14 protein-coding genes are annotated in these 15,185 nt (G+C 58.5%); 12 read left to right on the forward strand and 2 right to left on the reverse strand.

The annotated features are described in order from the left end of the window. The first annotated feature begins 10 nt into the window (after positions 1-10). The 4 genes from efeO to lpxO all read left to right on the forward strand — a co-directional run bounded on the left by efeO (position 11) and on the right by lpxO (position 5,099). A complete protein-coding gene (efeO, locus tag N6G83_RS03370) occupies positions 11-1,147 on the forward strand; it encodes an iron uptake system protein EfeO (RefSeq protein WP_043138585.1) in 1,137 nt (378 codons plus the stop codon). Positions 1,148-1,158: 11 nt separating this feature from the next. Continuing rightward, on the forward strand, positions 1,159-2,457 hold the full coding sequence (gene efeB / locus N6G83_RS03375) for an iron uptake transporter deferrochelatase/peroxidase subunit (RefSeq protein ID WP_260514696.1): 1,299 nt from the start codon (positions 1,159-1,161) through the stop codon (positions 2,455-2,457). 716 nt (positions 2,458-3,173) lie between these two features. Further along, positions 3,174-3,962 carry a phosphate starvation-inducible protein PhoH gene (gene phoH, locus N6G83_RS03380; protein ID WP_015378226.1) on the forward strand — a complete coding sequence of 263 codons (789 nt, stop codon included), beginning with the start codon at positions 3,174-3,176 and terminating at the stop codon, positions 3,960-3,962. Positions 3,963-4,196: 234 nt separating this feature from the next. Further along, positions 4,197-5,099 carry a lipid A hydroxylase LpxO gene (lpxO, locus tag N6G83_RS03385; RefSeq protein ID WP_025303230.1) on the forward strand — a complete coding sequence of 301 codons (903 nt, stop codon included), beginning with the start codon at positions 4,197-4,199 and terminating at the stop codon, positions 5,097-5,099. A gap of 36 nt (positions 5,100-5,135) precedes the next feature. On the opposite strand, the gene chaA is transcribed toward lpxO, so the two are convergent. Next, positions 5,136-6,239 (reverse strand): sodium-potassium/proton antiporter ChaA, encoded by a 1,104-nt coding sequence (gene chaA / locus N6G83_RS03390; RefSeq protein ID WP_025303229.1) that lies wholly within the window; start codon positions 6,237-6,239, stop codon positions 5,136-5,138. A 294-nt stretch (positions 6,240-6,533) separates the two neighbouring features. Next, positions 6,534-7,352: a siderophore-interacting protein gene (locus tag N6G83_RS03395; RefSeq protein WP_025303228.1), complete on the reverse strand. Its 819-nt coding sequence runs from the start codon at positions 7,350-7,352 to the stop codon at positions 6,534-6,536. A 130-nt stretch (positions 7,353-7,482) separates the two neighbouring features. On the opposite strand from N6G83_RS03395, the gene chaB reads away from it, so the two are divergent. From chaB to N6G83_RS03435, 8 genes are all read left to right on the forward strand, one after another. Further along, positions 7,483-7,710: a putative cation transport regulator ChaB gene (chaB, locus tag N6G83_RS03400; protein WP_260514697.1), complete on the forward strand. Its 228-nt coding sequence runs from the start codon at positions 7,483-7,485 to the stop codon at positions 7,708-7,710. A 251-nt stretch (positions 7,711-7,961) separates the two neighbouring features. Then, positions 7,962-8,657 (forward strand): gamma-glutamylcyclotransferase, encoded by a 696-nt coding sequence (locus tag N6G83_RS03405; protein ID WP_260514698.1) that lies wholly within the window; start codon positions 7,962-7,964, stop codon positions 8,655-8,657. A gap of 301 nt (positions 8,658-8,958) precedes the next feature. Next, the gene (gene cbl / locus N6G83_RS03410; protein WP_033634950.1) at positions 8,959-9,912 is read left to right on the forward strand and encodes an HTH-type transcriptional regulator Cbl; all 954 of its coding nucleotides are present in this window, start codon (positions 8,959-8,961) and stop codon (positions 9,910-9,912) included. 175 nt (positions 9,913-10,087) lie between these two features. Next, complete coding sequence (locus N6G83_RS03415; protein WP_260514704.1) at positions 10,088-11,656, forward strand: ABC transporter substrate-binding protein; 1,569 nt, start codon at positions 10,088-10,090, stop codon at positions 11,654-11,656. Continuing rightward, positions 11,656-12,711, forward strand: a complete 1,056-nt coding sequence (locus N6G83_RS03420) for an ABC transporter permease (protein WP_049204111.1) — start codon at positions 11,656-11,658, stop codon at positions 12,709-12,711. The genes N6G83_RS03415 and N6G83_RS03420 overlap by 1 nt, the downstream gene beginning before the upstream one ends. Beyond that, a complete protein-coding gene (locus tag N6G83_RS03425; RefSeq protein WP_016927339.1) occupies positions 12,708-13,577 on the forward strand; it encodes an ABC transporter permease in 870 nt (289 codons plus the stop codon). The genes N6G83_RS03420 and N6G83_RS03425 overlap by 4 nt, the downstream gene beginning before the upstream one ends. Next, a complete protein-coding gene (locus N6G83_RS03430) occupies positions 13,567-14,409 on the forward strand; it encodes an ABC transporter ATP-binding protein (RefSeq protein WP_025303222.1) in 843 nt (280 codons plus the stop codon). Before N6G83_RS03425 ends, N6G83_RS03430 begins: the two co-directional genes overlap by 11 nt. Continuing rightward, positions 14,406-15,077, forward strand: a complete 672-nt coding sequence (locus N6G83_RS03435) for an ABC transporter ATP-binding protein (RefSeq protein ID WP_043138574.1) — start codon at positions 14,406-14,408, stop codon at positions 15,075-15,077. Before N6G83_RS03430 ends, N6G83_RS03435 begins: the two co-directional genes overlap by 4 nt. The last annotated feature ends 108 nt before the right edge of the window (positions 15,078-15,185 follow it).

The raw sequence follows: 15,185 nt of genomic DNA on the forward strand, positions 1-15,185 counted from the left end.
GGAATCTCGTATGTCTACTCCGTTATTTCGCCGCAAGGCGTTGCACGCAGCATTACTGGCTATCCCGGCGTTTGCGCTGAGCATCGACGCCTTGGCGGCGGACGTGCCGCAGGTCAAGGTCACGGTCAACGACAAGCAGTGCGAACCGATGCAGCTGACGGTGCCAGCCGGCAAAACGCAATTTGTGGTGCATAACACCAGCCAGAAAAATGTCGAATGGGAAATCCTGAAAGGGGTGATGGTGGTGGAAGAGCGCGAAAACATCGCGCCGGGCTTCACCCAGAAAATGACCGCCACGCTGGAAGCGGGCGAATATGACATGACCTGCGGGCTGCTGAGCAATCCGAAAGGCAAACTGATTGTCACTGCGGCGGCCAACGGCGCTACCGACGGCAAGCCGAGCGCGCTGGATCTGGTTGGCCCGATCGCCGAATACAAAGTCTACGTCACCAAAGAAGTCGATGGGCTGGTGAAACAGACCAAGCTGTTCACCGACGCGGTGAAGGCCGGTAACGTGGAGCAAGCGCGCAAGCTGTACGCGCCGACCCGCCAGCACTATGAGCGCATCGAGCCGATCGCCGAGCTGTTCTCCGATCTGGACGGCAGCATCGACGCCCGCGAAGACGACTACGAGAAGAAATCGGCGGATCCGAACTTCACCGGTTTCCACCGTCTGGAGAAGGCGCTGTTTGCCGACAACTCCACCAAAGACATGGGCGCCTACGCCGATCGCCTGTACCACGACACCGTCGAGCTGCAAAAGCGCGTGAGTGAACTGACCTTCCCGCCGAGCAAAGTGGTGGGCGGCGCAGCCGGGCTGATCGAAGAGGTGGCGGCCAGCAAGATCAGCGGTGAAGAAGACCGCTACAGCCGCACCGACCTGTGGGACTTCCAGGCCAACGTCGACGGCGCACAGAAGATAGTCAACCTGCTGCGTCCTTTGCTGGTCAAGGCCAATAAGCCGCTGCTGGACAAGATCGACGCCAACTTCAAAACCGTGGACACCATCTTGGCGAAGTACCAAACCAAAGACGGCTATGAGTCCTATGAGAAGCTGACCGATGCCGATCGCAATGCGTTGAAAGGGCCGATCACCACGCTGGCGGAAGATCTTTCCCAACTGCGCGGCGTGTTGGGTCTGGACTGAGGCATAAGGTTATGAGCAACAAGGTAGGCCCGAATAACGGGCCTCATCCGCACTCTCAGGGGGCGGCATCGCCTTCGCGGCGCCGTTTGCTGCAAGGGCTGGGGCTGGGCGCACTGGCACTGGGCGGCACCCGTCTGGTGCAGGCGGCGGACAAAGCGGCGGAGCCGTTGGCGACGCCGCAGGATGAGCGCTGGCAGAAGCAGCCGTTTTATGGCCGCCATCAGGCCGGGGTGCTGACGCCGCAACAGGCGGCGATGATGCTGGTGGCGTTCGATGTGCTGGCGACCGACAAAGCGGGGCTGGAGCGCCTGTTTCGGCTACTGACCGATCGCATCGCCTTCCTGACTCACGGCGGCAAGGCGCCGGAGGTGGACGCCAAACTACCACCGCTCGATTCCGGCATCATGGGGCCGGAGATTTACCCGGACAACCTGACCATCACCGTCTCGGTCGGCGCATCGCTGTTCGACGAACGCTTTGGTCTGCAGGCGCACAAACCGCTGAAATTGCAGAAAATGACCCGCTTCCCCAACGATGCGTTGGACGCCGGGCTTTGCCACGGCGACCTGCTGCTGCAGATCTGCGCCAACACCAACGAAACCGCTCTCCACGCGCTGCGTGACATCATCAAGCACTCGCCGGATCTGCTCAGCGTGCGCTGGAAGCGGGAAGGGTTCATCTCCGCGCACGCGGCGCGCAGCAAAGGCAAAGAGACGCCGATTAACCTGTTGGGGTTCAAAGACGGCACCGCCAACCCGAAAACCGACGACAAACCGCTGATGGATAAGGTGGTGTGGGTCGGCGACAGCGTCGGCGAACCGGCGTGGACGGCGGGCGGCAGCTATCAGGCGGCGCGTATTATTCGTTTCCGCGTCGAGTTTTGGGATCGCACGCCGCTGCAGGAGCAGGAAACCATTTTCGGCCGCGAGAAGCACAGCGGTGCGCCGCTCGGCATGAAGCATGAACATGACGAGCCGAATTACGCGAACGATCCCGACGGTAAGGTGATCCCGATGGACGCGCACATTCGATTGGCTAACCCCCGTACGCCGGAAAGCCAAAGCAACCTGATGCTGCGGCGTGGCTACAGCTATTCGCTGGGGGTATCCAATGCCGGGCAGTTGGAAATGGGGCTGCTGTTTGTCTGTTATCAGGCCGATCTGGAGAAAGGCTTCCTGACGGTGCAAAAAAGGCTGAACGGCGAAGCGTTGGAGGAATACATCAAGCCGATTGGCGGCGGGTATTTCTTCGTGCTGCCGGGCGCGAAAGAGAACGGTGACTATCTGGCCAGCGGCCTGCTCAAGGCCTGAACCCGAAATGACGAGGCGGGATCGCCTGCCTCGTTTTACTTTGTTTTGCCTGCCGTACGGAAGATTGAGCGTCGAAACTCAATTCAACACCTGGCCTATGGATTAAAAAGCACGCACCGCGTGCGCTTTTGTGGTGTGCAAAATTTAATCAGGAAACCAAAGTGTCATTCGCACTGTTTAATTATAATTTATTGATATTTATAGATTATAAATTCTTGTGGAATGACGTGTCGTGCGTGATATAGTGTTTTAGCGATAACTAAAAACAAAAAATATAAATTTTTTTACATTTTAGTAACGCGACAGGATTGAATGTCATTATACTGTAATCATCTGGCGGTAGTTTTCACACGGTGCACAGCTTGAAGCTGTAAATATCACTGCGGGGATCGCTAATGGTAAAGTCCTTGGTTGGGCTGGAAAGAAAAAATAACACATCTCCCCTGATTTCTCGTTGTAACGAGGGTTCTCTCTCCGACTCTCTTTTACCGGCAACTCCGCACTCTTATCGCTACCGAATCTCACCACTTTTTACTCCACGTTTATTGATGCAGTCCGCGTTGTCCCGTGAAAAAACGGCGCTTAAGCGTTGCCGTCAATTCACATTGTCCCTTGGCTCTTATTGGCTCGGAGGAGGCCAAAACCTAATACGTGTGTGAAACATAATCGCACGGCCTGGCCGTTGCGGTAGGTGAAACAAACTGTAAGGTGCCACTATGGGTAGACAGAAAGCAGTGATCAAAGCACGTCGTGAAGCGAAACGCGTTATTCGTCGTGACGCTCGTAGTCATCGCCAGCTGGAAGAAGAGTCTGTGACCTCGCTGGTGCAAATGGGGGGAGTCGAGTCTATCGGCATGGCGCGAGACAAGCGCGATAGCTCACCCATCGAGGCTAGAACCGAAGCTCAGGGTCATTACTTATCAGCCATAGAGAATAAGCAGCTGATCTTCGCCACCGGCGAAGCGGGCTGTGGCAAAACATTTATCAGCGCCGCCAAGGCGGCGGAGGCGCTGATCCATAAAGAGGTGGATCGGATTATCGTTACCCGTCCTGTTTTGCAGGCGGATGAAGACCTCGGTTTCTTGCCGGGGGATATCTCCGAGAAGTTCGCCCCTTATTTCCGCCCGGTGTATGACATTCTGGTACGTCGTTTAGGATCTTCCTTTATGCAGTACTGCCTGCGCCCGGAAATCGGCAAGGTAGAGATTGCACCGTTTGCTTACATGCGCGGACGCACCTTCGAAAATGCGGTCGTTATCCTGGATGAAGCCCAGAACGTGACCGCCAGCCAGATGAAAATGTTCCTGACCCGCCTGGGGGAAAACGTGACGGTTATCGTTAACGGCGACGTGACCCAGTGCGACCTGCCGCGCGGCGTGAAATCCGGCCTCAGCGATGCCCTGGAACGCTTCGAAGAGGACGAGATGATCGGCGTTATCCGCTTTGAAAAACAGGACTGCGTGCGTTCCGCTTTGTGCCAGCGCACGCTCAACGCTTACAGTTAACCTATCCGCTAATGGAAAGGCCGCTTCGGCGGCCTTTTTTATCTCCGCAATTTCCTCTCTCGTTTAACCTTTGTGTAAATTATTGTGGTTTTCTGTATAGATTTTCGTTGAGTTAGCGTTAATGATTAATGGGTTCCAGATTGGCGCGCAATTTGCCTGTGCCGCCAAAAGGACATTATCTGGGGTGTGCGCCGCGCGGCGCATAGCGTGTGGGTTCCTTGATGCGATTCAAACATGAAATACATCATTCTGATTTTGCTTATTTTATGCGTCGTCTATGTGCATTACCGCGGACGGGTGCGCTACAACGTGTGGCGACAGCTGTCTGACCATTCCACTTTTACCGCACCGTTGAACGTTTTCATGTATCTGTTTTCCCGTGTGCCGACCACGCCGTACCTGAAGCCGGAGCAGTTCCCTGAGCTGGCGGTACTGCGGGAGAACTGGGAAACCATCCGCGACGAAGGACAGAAGCTGATGGAGATCCAGCAGATCAAGGCGTCCGATCAATTCAACGACGCCGGTTTCAACTCGTTCTTCAAGACCGGTTGGAAGCGCTTTTACCTGAAATGGTATGAAGACAGCCATCCTTCCGCTATGACCCTGTGCCCGCAGACCACGGAACTGCTGCGCAGCCTGCCTTCGGTCAAGGCGGCGATGTTCGCCGAACTGCCGGACGGCAGCCGTTTGCCGCGTCACCGCGACCCTTATGCCGGTTCGCTGCGTTATCACCTGGGGTTGATTACCCCCAACGATGACCGCTGCTTCATTGAGGTGGACGGTGAGCGCTACAGCTGGCGCGACGGTGAAGGGGTGATGTTCGATGAAACCTATCTGCACTACGCGGAAAACCAGAGCGGGCAGAATCGTCTGATCCTGTTCTGCGACATCGAACGGCCGATGCGCTACCGCTGGGCGCAGGCGGTGAATCACTGGCTGGGGCGCAACCTGATGAGCGCCGCCACCGCGCCGAATGAAGAGGGCGATCGCACCGGCGGCGTCAACAAGATGTTCAAATACATCTATGCGATACGCCGGGTGGGGAAACGCCTGAAGGCCTGGAACCGCACCGGTTATTACATCATCAAGTGGATTTTGTTCGGGGGGATCGCCGCGGCGATATTCTTCTCGGTATAACGAAGGCAGGGGCGCACAGAGTGCGCCCCTTTTTGATCAGGCGAAGATAGTCATCATGTAGGCGGCGAACAGCGCCAGGTGGGCGGTGCCGTTCAGCACGTTGGTGCGGCCGGTCGAGAACGACAGCTGGCACAGCAGCAGCACCGTCAGCATCACCACGATATGCGGCGTTTGCAGGCCGAAGATCAGCGTCTGCCCGGTCAGGGTGGCGATGATGGTCACCGCCGGCACGGTCAGGGAGATGGTCGCCAGCACCGAACCGAAGAACAGGTTCATGGCGCGTTGCACCTGATTGTTCAACACGGCGCGCAGCGCGCCCAGACCTTCCGGCGACAGGATCAACAGCGCCACCAGGAAACCGGTGAACTGCGCCGGTGCATTCATCTTGGTCAGCAGGCCTTCCAGCGGATTGGCGTTGAACTTGGTGACGGCGATCACTGCGATCAGGTGCACGATGAGCCAGGCGGCGTGCCAGGCGCTGCTGTGCGAAGAGGGCTTGCCGTGATGCGGATCGCCATCGTCGTCTTCATGCTCGTACACGAACAGGCTCTGGTGGGTTTTGGTCTGGATCACCAGGAACACGCCATACATGGCGGCGGAGATCAGTGCCACCAACAGCGCTTGTCCGGTGCTGAAGTTGCCGCCCGGCAGCGCGCTCGGGAACACCAGCACGATCACCGCCAACGGGAAAATCGCCATCAGGTACTGTTTGATGCCGCCGAGGTTGACGTACTGGGTGGCGAACTTGCGCCCGCCGAGGAGCAGCGCGAAACCGACCAGGCCGGCGGAAACGATCATAATGATGGAATACAGCGTGTCGCGCATCAGCGCCGGTGCGGCGTCGCCGGTGGCCATCAGCGCGGAAATCAGGCTGACCTCGAGGATCACCACCGACAAACTGAGGATCAGCGAGCCGTAGGGTTCGCCCAATCGGTGGGCCAGCACGTCGGCGTGGCGCACCACGCTGAAGGCGCTGCTGAGGATCCCCACCAGCGCGAGAATATTGATGCCGACGATTAGCGGAAAGTTATCGGTGCTACCCCATAGATTTAGCACTACCAACGCGGCGATAGGGAAGATCAGAGAGTATTCGGTGTGGCGAGATTTGGTGGATCGGCCAGGATCGTGTTGCGACTTCATGAGGGTGGCACTCCTTCTCAAACAGCGTAGCCCGTCAGCGCCGGTTGCCGTGATACGGCAACTCTGCGTTTCCAGTAGGTATTTTATATTAGGATACACCCACGGCGCCGGTGTGATGTTGTTTTTATCTGAGAAAGCAATTGCTTGCTTTATGTGATCAGGGTAGCAAAAAAACCGCACGGGGTGCGGTTTTATTTACTTACTTTTACGCAATAACGCCAAGTTTTAACGTTAGATTTGAGAAAAGTGATGTTTACTTGTTTAGTACTCGGTTAATCAAGGATGATGAGACGATCAGTCGTCAATATTATCCATGATTTCATGCCGTTTATTGTGGTAACCCTCTTCATTTAGCCCCTCACGCCAGTAAGGCACAGCATAAAGACGATTACGATCGCATTGACGTTCACGGCGTAGGTAGCGGCGCAGCTCTACCACCAGGCGATCTTCACCGGCGAGCCAGAAGTGGGTATCGCTCTGCGGCACGGATTGCGCGCGGAACCGAGCGACCAATTCGTCGGTTTTCTCTGTGCCGCCGACAACCCAATTCACCTCAACGCCGGCAGGCTTTTTCAGGTCAATGACGTCAGCGTTGCTGTCGACGCGGACGAAAGCGCGTCCGGCGCTGTGCGGCGGCAGGTTTTCCAACAGCGCGGCCAGCGCAGGCAGTGAGGAAGGATCGCCCGCCAGGGAGTAGAAATCGGCGGCCGGCAGCATCGGTTTGGGGCCGCCTGGGTTGCTGATGCCGATTTTATCGCCGGCTTTCGCCTGGCGCGCAAAGTCGACCGCCGGGCCCTGATGGTCATGAATGGCGAACTCGATGTCCACTTCCGCCAGTTCCGGGCGCACGGCGCGGATGGAATAGGTGCGCACGATCGGGCGTACGGCATCTGCGGCCCAACGCGGGCCGTTTTCGGTCAGCGTCGGCAGGTCCGGCTGCGTCTGGCCGGCGAGCGGCAAAAAGACTTTGATGTGTGCAGCGGCGGCATTGGCCGGGTAGTAACGCAGATCGGGGGCGGTAAAGGTAATGCGGCGCAGGTGCGGCGTAATGTCCTGTACGCGGCTGACGGCGATCAGGTAGGGGGCGCGTGAGCGAGGGGCTTCGGTAGTCACGGGGATCTCCTTATAGTTCGTTTGGCGGTGAGTATAACATGTCGTTTGATAATGAGAATTGTTTGCTAATTGAGACGAAACCGCATGTGGGCTAGGCTTAAGGTTCACTCATCCTGAAAGGGGAGGCCATATGCCCTACCACAGCACGAACGACTTGCCGGACAATGTGAAGCATGTGCTGCCGGAACATGCGCAGGCGATCTATAAAGAAGCGTTCAACAGCGCCTGGCAACAATACCGCGATCCCGATGACCGGCGCGGTGACGACAGCCGTGAAGAGGCGGCGCATAAGGTGGCTTGGGCGGCGGTCAAGCAAAGCTATCGTAAGGGCGATGACGAACGTTGGCATAAAAAGTAACGAATTATCACGCAGCAAAAATCGCGCAGACATTATGTGGAGCCCGGCAATTAATATTATTGCTGCTCAGTACAAATACTTTTTCACTTTAACGCCGCTTTGTAACTTGATTGCACGTCAGGAAAAGAATAAGGTCATTCTTATAAGGCGCGGTGATTGAATTAATAAAAATCCGCAGCCGAAAATAAAACATCAAAGGTTCAGCAGTGGCGAGGGAAGGCGAGAAATCGTATTCCCGGGAGGTAATATCAGTGTTAACGCGAGATTTTCTGCAAAAAGCGGATTGCAAAACTGCATTCGGCGCTATTGAGGAGTCGTTGTTGCTGACGCCTGAACAGCGTGCAGCCTCGTTGGATTGCACCTTATCGCGCCGGCCGGGTCACAGCCCCGTATGGATATTCGGTTACGGTTCGCTGATGTGGAACCCGGTTTTCGAATCGGAAGAAGTGCGGCCGGCCAAACTGCAGGGTTGGCACCGGGCGTTCTGTATGCGCTTGACCGCCGGGCGCGGCACGCTGCATCAGCCGGGGCGCATGCTGGCGTTGAAGGCCGGCGGTCACACTACGGGCCTGGCCTTTCGCTTGCCGGAAAGCAAACTGCGTGAAGAGTTGGAGCTGCTTTGGAAGCGCGAAATGGTGACCGATTGCTACGTGCCGACCTGGTGCGAGCTGCAGTTGGATGGCGGCGAGAAGGTTACTGCGTTGGTATTCGTGATGAACCCGCAGCATCCGCTGTTTGAAGAAGACACCAGCTACCAGGTGATCGCGCCATTGATCGCCAGCGCCAGCGGCCCGCTGGGCACCAACGCGCAATATCTGTTTGCGCTGGATAACGAGTTGAAGCACCACGGCATGCAGGATGATTGCATCGGCGATCTGGTGCGCTGCGTGCAGCAATGGCTGCAGCAGAACCGCACCGGCGGCATCGGCAGTGGGGCCACCGCCTGAGGCTGCTGCGGGAATGCGAACGGTGAGGGGCTCAGCATGCTGAGCCCTTTTTTTATATCTAATGCCTATATTTAATAACTTTAATTTGCACAGTGATTGAAGGCATGTTTTTATTGTGGTTATCTATCCCTTTATTTTTAAAGTCATTCGCTGTTTTTTGTCAGTTTCCCATCCCCTATGCGAAGCAGAATGATCGACTTAGTATTAAATTGCATAAGTAAAGGTTATTTCTTATTTGTTCAGCCCCGCGGGACTCCGTATCAATATGGCTAACGCTACTGGAAGAAACAGGGAGACGGGGATGAACTTTCAACAATTAAAAATTATTCGTGAATCGGCGCGCTGCAACTACAACCTGACCGAGGTCGCCAATACGTTATTTACCTCGCAGTCCGGCGTCAGTCGGCATATTCGCGAGCTGGAAGAAGAGCTGGGCATCGAAATATTCATTCGCCGGGGCAAACGGCTGCTGGGCATGACCGAGCCCGGCAAAGAGCTGCTGGTGGTGGCGGAGCGCATTCTCAACGACGCCAATAACATCCGTCGCCTGGCGGATGTCTTCAGCAGCAACGACTCGGGCCAGCTGCATATCGCGACGACGCACACCCAGGCGCGCTATAGCCTGCCGGGGGTGATCAAAGAGTTTCGCGCGCTTTATCCGCGGGTGCGGGTGGTGCTCAATCAGGGCAGCCCTGAGGAGATCGTCTCGATGTTGGCCGCCGGCGAAGCCGACATCGGCATCGCCAGCGAACGGCTGATGAGTGACGAATCGCTGGCGGCGTTCCCTTACTACCGCTGGCATCACACCATCCTGGTGCCGGAAGGGCACGAGTTGACGCGTCAGCCGCAGGTGACGCTGGAGATGCTCAGCACTTTGCCGCTGATCACTTACCGGCAGGGCATTACCGGGCGCGCGAAGCTGGATGCGGCGTTCAAAGCGGCGGGCCTGACCCCGGACATCGCGCTCAGCGCACAAGACTCCGACGTGATTAAAACCTATGTCGAACTGGGATTGGGCGTGGGCGTGCTGGCGGACATGTCGTATGAAAAAGAGCGCGATCGCGGGTTGGTCAGCCTCAACGCCGAGCATTTGTTTGAACCCAATACGGTATGGCTGGGCCTGAAACGCAGCCAGCTGCAGCGCAACTATGCCTGGCGCTTTATCCAACTGTGCAACCCAACGCTGTCGCTGACCGAAATCAAAGACAAGGTCTTCTCGTCGCAGCTGGACGCGGTGATTGATTACCAGATTTAACCGATAAGCGGCAGGCAATTCCTGCCGCGCATTCTGCATTGCCCGCCTAATAATCAAAACCCCATCTATATACATAAAAAGAATATCTATAGTGATTTAAGTACCTTCAGCTGCCGATCGCGCTCGCATACACTCGCAAAATTATTATAAATTCCATCCGCTTGGAGAGTTTCAGATGAAAGCGCTCGTTCCTTCTTTGCTGTTTTTGGCCGTGGCGGCCAGCGTTAACGCACAGGCGGCGACGCCGGCCAACACGTTGGTGATCGCACAGTCTATCGATGACGTGGTCAGCTTTGACCCGGCCCAGGGATTTGAGTTAACCACGGTGCAGTCGTTCAACAGCCTGTATCAACGTTTGATCCAGTCCGATCCGCACAACCCCATCGATCTCAAGCCGACTCTGGCCAGCAGCTGGCAGGCCGGCGCCGATAACCGCAGCCTAACTTTCAGCCTGCGCACGGACGCTAAATTCGCCAGCGGTAACCCGCTGCGGCCGGAGGACGTGATCTTTTCGCTTTCACGGGTGGTGAAATTGAATCTGGAGCCGTCGTTTATCCTGACGCAGCTGGGCTGGAACGCGAAGAACGTGGATCAACACCTGACCAAGGTGGATGACCATACGGTAAAAATCAGCTGGGATGAAAACGTCAGCCCGGCCTTCGTGCTCAGCCTGCTGTCGGCGCCGGTATCCTCGATTGTCGACGCCAAAGAGGCGCTGGCGCACCAGCAGGGCGACGATCTGGGGCACCAATGGTTGAACAGCCACTCCGCCGGCAGCGGCCCTTACAAAATTCGCACCTATGTGCCGCACGAAGTGGTGGTGCTGGACGCGAACCCCGGCTCGCCGGAAGGGGCGCCGACGTTGAAAACCATCCTGATCAAAAACGTGCCCGATCCGGCCGCGCGCCGTTTGCTGATTGAGCAGGGCGATGCCGATATCGCGCGCAACCTGGGGGCGGACCAGATGGCGGCCCTGAAGGGTAAGGCGGGCGTCAAACCGTTGGCCATTCCTTACGCCTCGCTTTATTACCTGCAGTTCAACGCCAAGGCGTCGCCGGCGCTCGGCAACCCGGCGTTTTGGGAGGCGGCGCGCTGGCTGTTCGATTACCAAGGCATCGCCGACGATCTGCTGAAAGGGCAGTTCCAGAGCCATCAGGCATTCCTGCCGGACGGTTATCTGGGCGCGCTCAAGGATCAGCCGTACAGCTTCAATCCACAGAAAGCCAAAGAAATACTGGCCAAAGCGGGGCTGAGCAACGTCAGTTTCCGTCTGGACGTCAACAACCAGCCGCCGTACCTGGATATCGCTCAGGCGCTGCAGGCCAGTTTTGCTCAGGGCGGCGTGAAGGTCGAACTGGTACCGGGCATCAGCTCACAGGTCTCCACCAAGGTGAAAACGCTTAACTACGATGCGACGCTGACTTCCTGGGGACCGGATTACTTCGATCCTAACACCAACGCGGCCGCCTTTGCCTACAACCCGGAGGACGGCAGCAAGACGCTGGCCTGGCGAGCCAACTGGCAGATCCCGGCGCTGAGCAAGTTGACGCTGGCCGCCACTGCAGAAAACGACACCGCCAAACGGGTGGCCGACTACCAGCAACTGCAGAAAGAGGTGCAGCAAAGCTCGCCGTTTGTCATCGGCCTGCAGGCGCGCAGCCTGATCGCAGTGCGTGACAACCTTAAGGGCTATGTGCAGGGCATCAACCCTGACATGGTGTTCTACAGCAAGGTCAGCAAGTAATGGCTGCTGACCTGTCCGCCAGCGCCGGGGCGGCCCGGCGGTATTGGCGCAGGGGCGGGCGGCTGCTCGGCGGCGCGCTGTCGCTGGCGTTAACGCTGCTCGGTCTGCTGCTGTTCACCTTCATGCTGTCGCACCTGGCGCCGATCGATCCGGCGCTGCAGGTGGCGGGCGATCACGCCAGCGAAGCCACCTATGCGCAGGTGCGGCACGAGCTGGGGCTGGATCAGCCTCTGCCGGTGCAATTTTGGCGCTATCTGGTGCACCTGGCGCATGGCGATCTGGGCATTTCGCGCATCACCGCCCAGCCGGTGTTGAGCGATCTGCTGCGTACCTTCCCGGCGACGGTGGAACTGGCCACCTGCGCCATTATCCTCGGCGCTCTCGGCGGCATTACGCTGGCGTTTCTGGCGGTGCTCAAACCGGGCAGTTGGCTGGATAACGCGGCGCGCTTGCTGTCGCTGATCGGTTATTCGGTGCCGATTTTCTGGTTGAGCCTGCTCGGGCTACTGCTGTTCTACGCCACGCTGCACTGGTCGGCGGGGCCGGGGCGGCTGGATGACATTTACTTGTACAGCATGGAGCCGCGTACGGGTTTCGTGTTGATTGACAGCTGGCTGTCCGGCGATCGCGAAATGTTCTACAACGCCATCAGCCACCTGTGGCTGCCGGTGGTGGCGCTGGCGCTGCTGTCGATGGCGGGTATCACCCGGCTGCTGCGCGCGGCGATGCTGGAAGAATGCAACAAGGAATACGTGACGTTGGCGCGCTCCAAGGGCGCCGGCCGCCTGCGCATTCTGCTGCGCCATGTGTTCCCCAACGTGCTGGGCACGCTGATCACCGTACTGTCTCTCTCCTACGCCAGCCTGCTCGAGGGCGCGGTATTGACCGAAACGGTGTTCGCCTGGCCCGGCGTCGGGCGTTACCTGACCTCGGCGCTGTTTGCCGCCGACACGCCGGCGATCCTCGGCGCCACGCTGCTGATCGGCACCTGTTTCGTGCTGTTGAATGCGCTGGCTGACGCCTTGACCTATTTAGTGGATCCGCGAACCCGATGAGCCAATATCTCTCTGAACACGAACCGCAAAGCGAGCCGGCCGTCGGTTACCGCCGCGGTCGGCGCCTGACCACGCTGACGCTGGGCGCGGCGCTGGTGGCGATCCTGATCGTCACCGCGCTGCTGGCTCCGTGGCTGGCGCCTTTCGATCCCAATCTGCAGCATATCGAGCTGCGGTTACTGCCGCCTTCCGCCGCACATTGGCTGGGCACCGACGGCTTCGGCCGCGACTTGCTCTCCCGCGTGATTTACGGCGCACGGCCGACGCTGATCCTGGTGTCGTTGATTCTGGTGTTGACCATTCCTATTGGTCTGCTGGTCGGCATTTGCGCCGGTTATCTCGGCGGCTGGGTAGAGCGTATTTTGATGCGTCTGACCGACATTTTCCTGTCGTTGCCGAGCCTGGTGATCGCGCTGGCGTTCGTGGCGGTCATGGGGCCGGGGCTGATGAACGGCGCGCTGGCGTTGGCATTGACCAGCTGGCCGGCCTTTGCCCGCCAAGCGCGGGCCGAAACCCTGGCGCTGCGCCGCAGCGACTACCTGGCGGCAGCGCGCATGCAGGGCATCAACGGGCTGCGGCTGATGGTCGGCCACATTTTGCCTTTATGCCTGCCGAGCGCGGTGGTGCGCGCGGCGCTGAGTCTGGGCGGCATCATCTTGTCCGCCGCCGGTCTGGGGTTCCTCGGCATGGGCGTCGCGCCGCCGACCGCCGAATGGGGATCGATGGTGGCCGAAGGCAGTAAAGTGATTTTCGACCAATGGTGGGTCGCCGCCGCACCGGGCGGGGCGATCCTGTTCGCCAGCCTGGCGTTTAACCTGCTGGGCGATGGCCTGCGCGACAAAATGGATCCTCGTCATGGGCACTGATAACACCTTATTGACCGTTGAACGTTTGGCGATCGGCGTGCCGGGGCCGCAGCCGGTGGCGCTGGTGAAGAATATTTCGTTCAGCATGGGGCGGGAGCGACTGGCGCTGGTCGGTGAGTCCGGCTCCGGCAAATCGTTGACCGCGCGTGCGCTGATGGGGCTATTGCCGCCGCCGTTGCAGCTGCAGGCGCAGCGCCTGACGTTGGGCGATGAAGACTTGACGCGCCTGAGCGAACGCCAGTGGAGCCGCCTGCGCGGCGACCGGGTGGCGATGGTGATGCAAGATCCCAAACATGCGCTGAATCCCAATCAGCCGATCGGCCGTCAGGTGGAGGAACCGCTGGTGCTGCATGCCAAGCTAAGCCGCGCCGAGCGGCGTGAAAAAGTGCTGGATATGTTGGCGGCGGTGGGTTTGCCCGATCCGGCGGCGCTGTGCGGCCGTTATCCGCATCAGCTCTCCGGCGGGATGGGGCAGCGGGTGATGCTGGCCATTGCGTTGATCAACGATCCGCAGCTGTTGATTGCCGATGAACCCACGTCGGCGCTGGATCACCAGATGCGCGATCAGGTGCTGCAACTGATAGACAATCTGGTGGCGCAACGCAACATGGGGCTGATCCTGATCAGCCACGATTTGCAGCAGGTGGCGCACCACTGCGAGCGGGTGCTGGTGATGTACAAAGGCGAGCTGTTGGATCAACTGCCGGCAGCAGAGCTGGCGCAGGCCACGCACCCTTATACTCGCACGCTGTGGGCGTGTCGGCCGAGCCGCGAGACGCGCGGCAAACCGCTGCCGGTACTGGACCGCGCGCTGTTGGAGACGTTGAAATGAGCGTAATTGCACTGGAGAACCTCAGCGTCAGTCACCGTCAGGGCTATGAACAGCGCACCGTGGTGCACGACGTTAACCTGCGCATCGAACCGGGCGAGTGTTTCGGCCTGGTGGGGCCTTCCGGCTGCGGCAAGTCCTCGTTGCTGTGGGTGCTGGCCGGGCTGAACGACAGCTGGCGCGGCGGTTTTGAACTGCTCGGGCGGCAGCTACAACCGGGGCAGGCATTTACCGGCGAACTGCGGCGCGAGGTGCAGATGGTGTTTCAAGATCCCTATGCTTCGCTACACCCTAAACACCGGCTGTTGCGTACGCTGTCGGAACCGCTAAAACTGCTGCAGGAAAGCGACATCGAACGCAAAATCGGCGCGGGCTTTCGCCAGGTGGGGTTGGATCCGCGCCTGCTGGATCGCTATCCGCATCAGCTGTCGGGCGGGCAGCGGCAGCGCGTGGCGATCGTGCGCGCATTGTTGCTGCGGCCGAAGCTGTTGCTGCTGGATGAGCCGACCTCGGCGCTGGACATGTCGGTGCAGGCGGAAATCCTTAACCTGCTTAACGAGCTGAAACAGGCGGGCGATCTGACTATGGTGCTGGTCAGCCACGATGCGGACGTGATTGACCACATGTGCGATCGTTCGGTGGCAATGGCGCACGGCCGCATCATCGTTTGACCCTATGCCCGCCAACGTGGCGGGCATATCCATCTTGGTCATAAATAAAGCAATTTATCGTCGTTCTTCTGTTAATTCTTACCCTCTACACTCGTCAAACAGCGCAAC

This window comes from Serratia sp. PL7 (assembly GCF_945957435.1).

Bases quoted from the DNA above. Each gene is read 5' to 3' on its own strand.
- N6G83_RS03420 (WP_049204111.1), top strand. From the start codon at position 11,656: ATGGCTGCTGACCTGTCCGCCAGCGCCGGGGCGGCCCGGCGGTATTGG.
- cbl (WP_033634950.1), top strand. From the start codon at position 8,959: ATGAACTTTCAACAATTAAAAATTATTCGTGAATCGGCGCGCTGCAAC.
- efeO (WP_043138585.1), top strand. From the start codon at position 11: ATGTCTACTCCGTTATTTCGCCGCAAGGCGTTGCACGCAGCATTACTG.
- efeB (WP_260514696.1), top strand. From the start codon at position 1,159: ATGAGCAACAAGGTAGGCCCGAATAACGGGCCTCATCCGCACTCTCAG.
- phoH (WP_015378226.1), top strand. From the start codon at position 3,174: ATGGGTAGACAGAAAGCAGTGATCAAAGCACGTCGTGAAGCGAAACGC.
- lpxO (WP_025303230.1), top strand. From the start codon at position 4,197: ATGAAATACATCATTCTGATTTTGCTTATTTTATGCGTCGTCTATGTG.
- N6G83_RS03435 (WP_043138574.1), top strand. From the start codon at position 14,406: ATGAGCGTAATTGCACTGGAGAACCTCAGCGTCAGTCACCGTCAGGGC.
- chaB (WP_260514697.1), top strand. From the start codon at position 7,483: ATGCCCTACCACAGCACGAACGACTTGCCGGACAATGTGAAGCATGTG.
- N6G83_RS03415 (WP_260514704.1), top strand. From the start codon at position 10,088: ATGAAAGCGCTCGTTCCTTCTTTGCTGTTTTTGGCCGTGGCGGCCAGC.
- N6G83_RS03430 (WP_025303222.1), top strand. From the start codon at position 13,567: ATGGGCACTGATAACACCTTATTGACCGTTGAACGTTTGGCGATCGGC.
- N6G83_RS03425 (WP_016927339.1), top strand. From the start codon at position 12,708: ATGAGCCAATATCTCTCTGAACACGAACCGCAAAGCGAGCCGGCCGTC.
- chaA (WP_025303229.1), bottom strand. From the start codon at position 6,239: ATGAAGTCGCAACACGATCCTGGCCGATCCACCAAATCTCGCCACACC.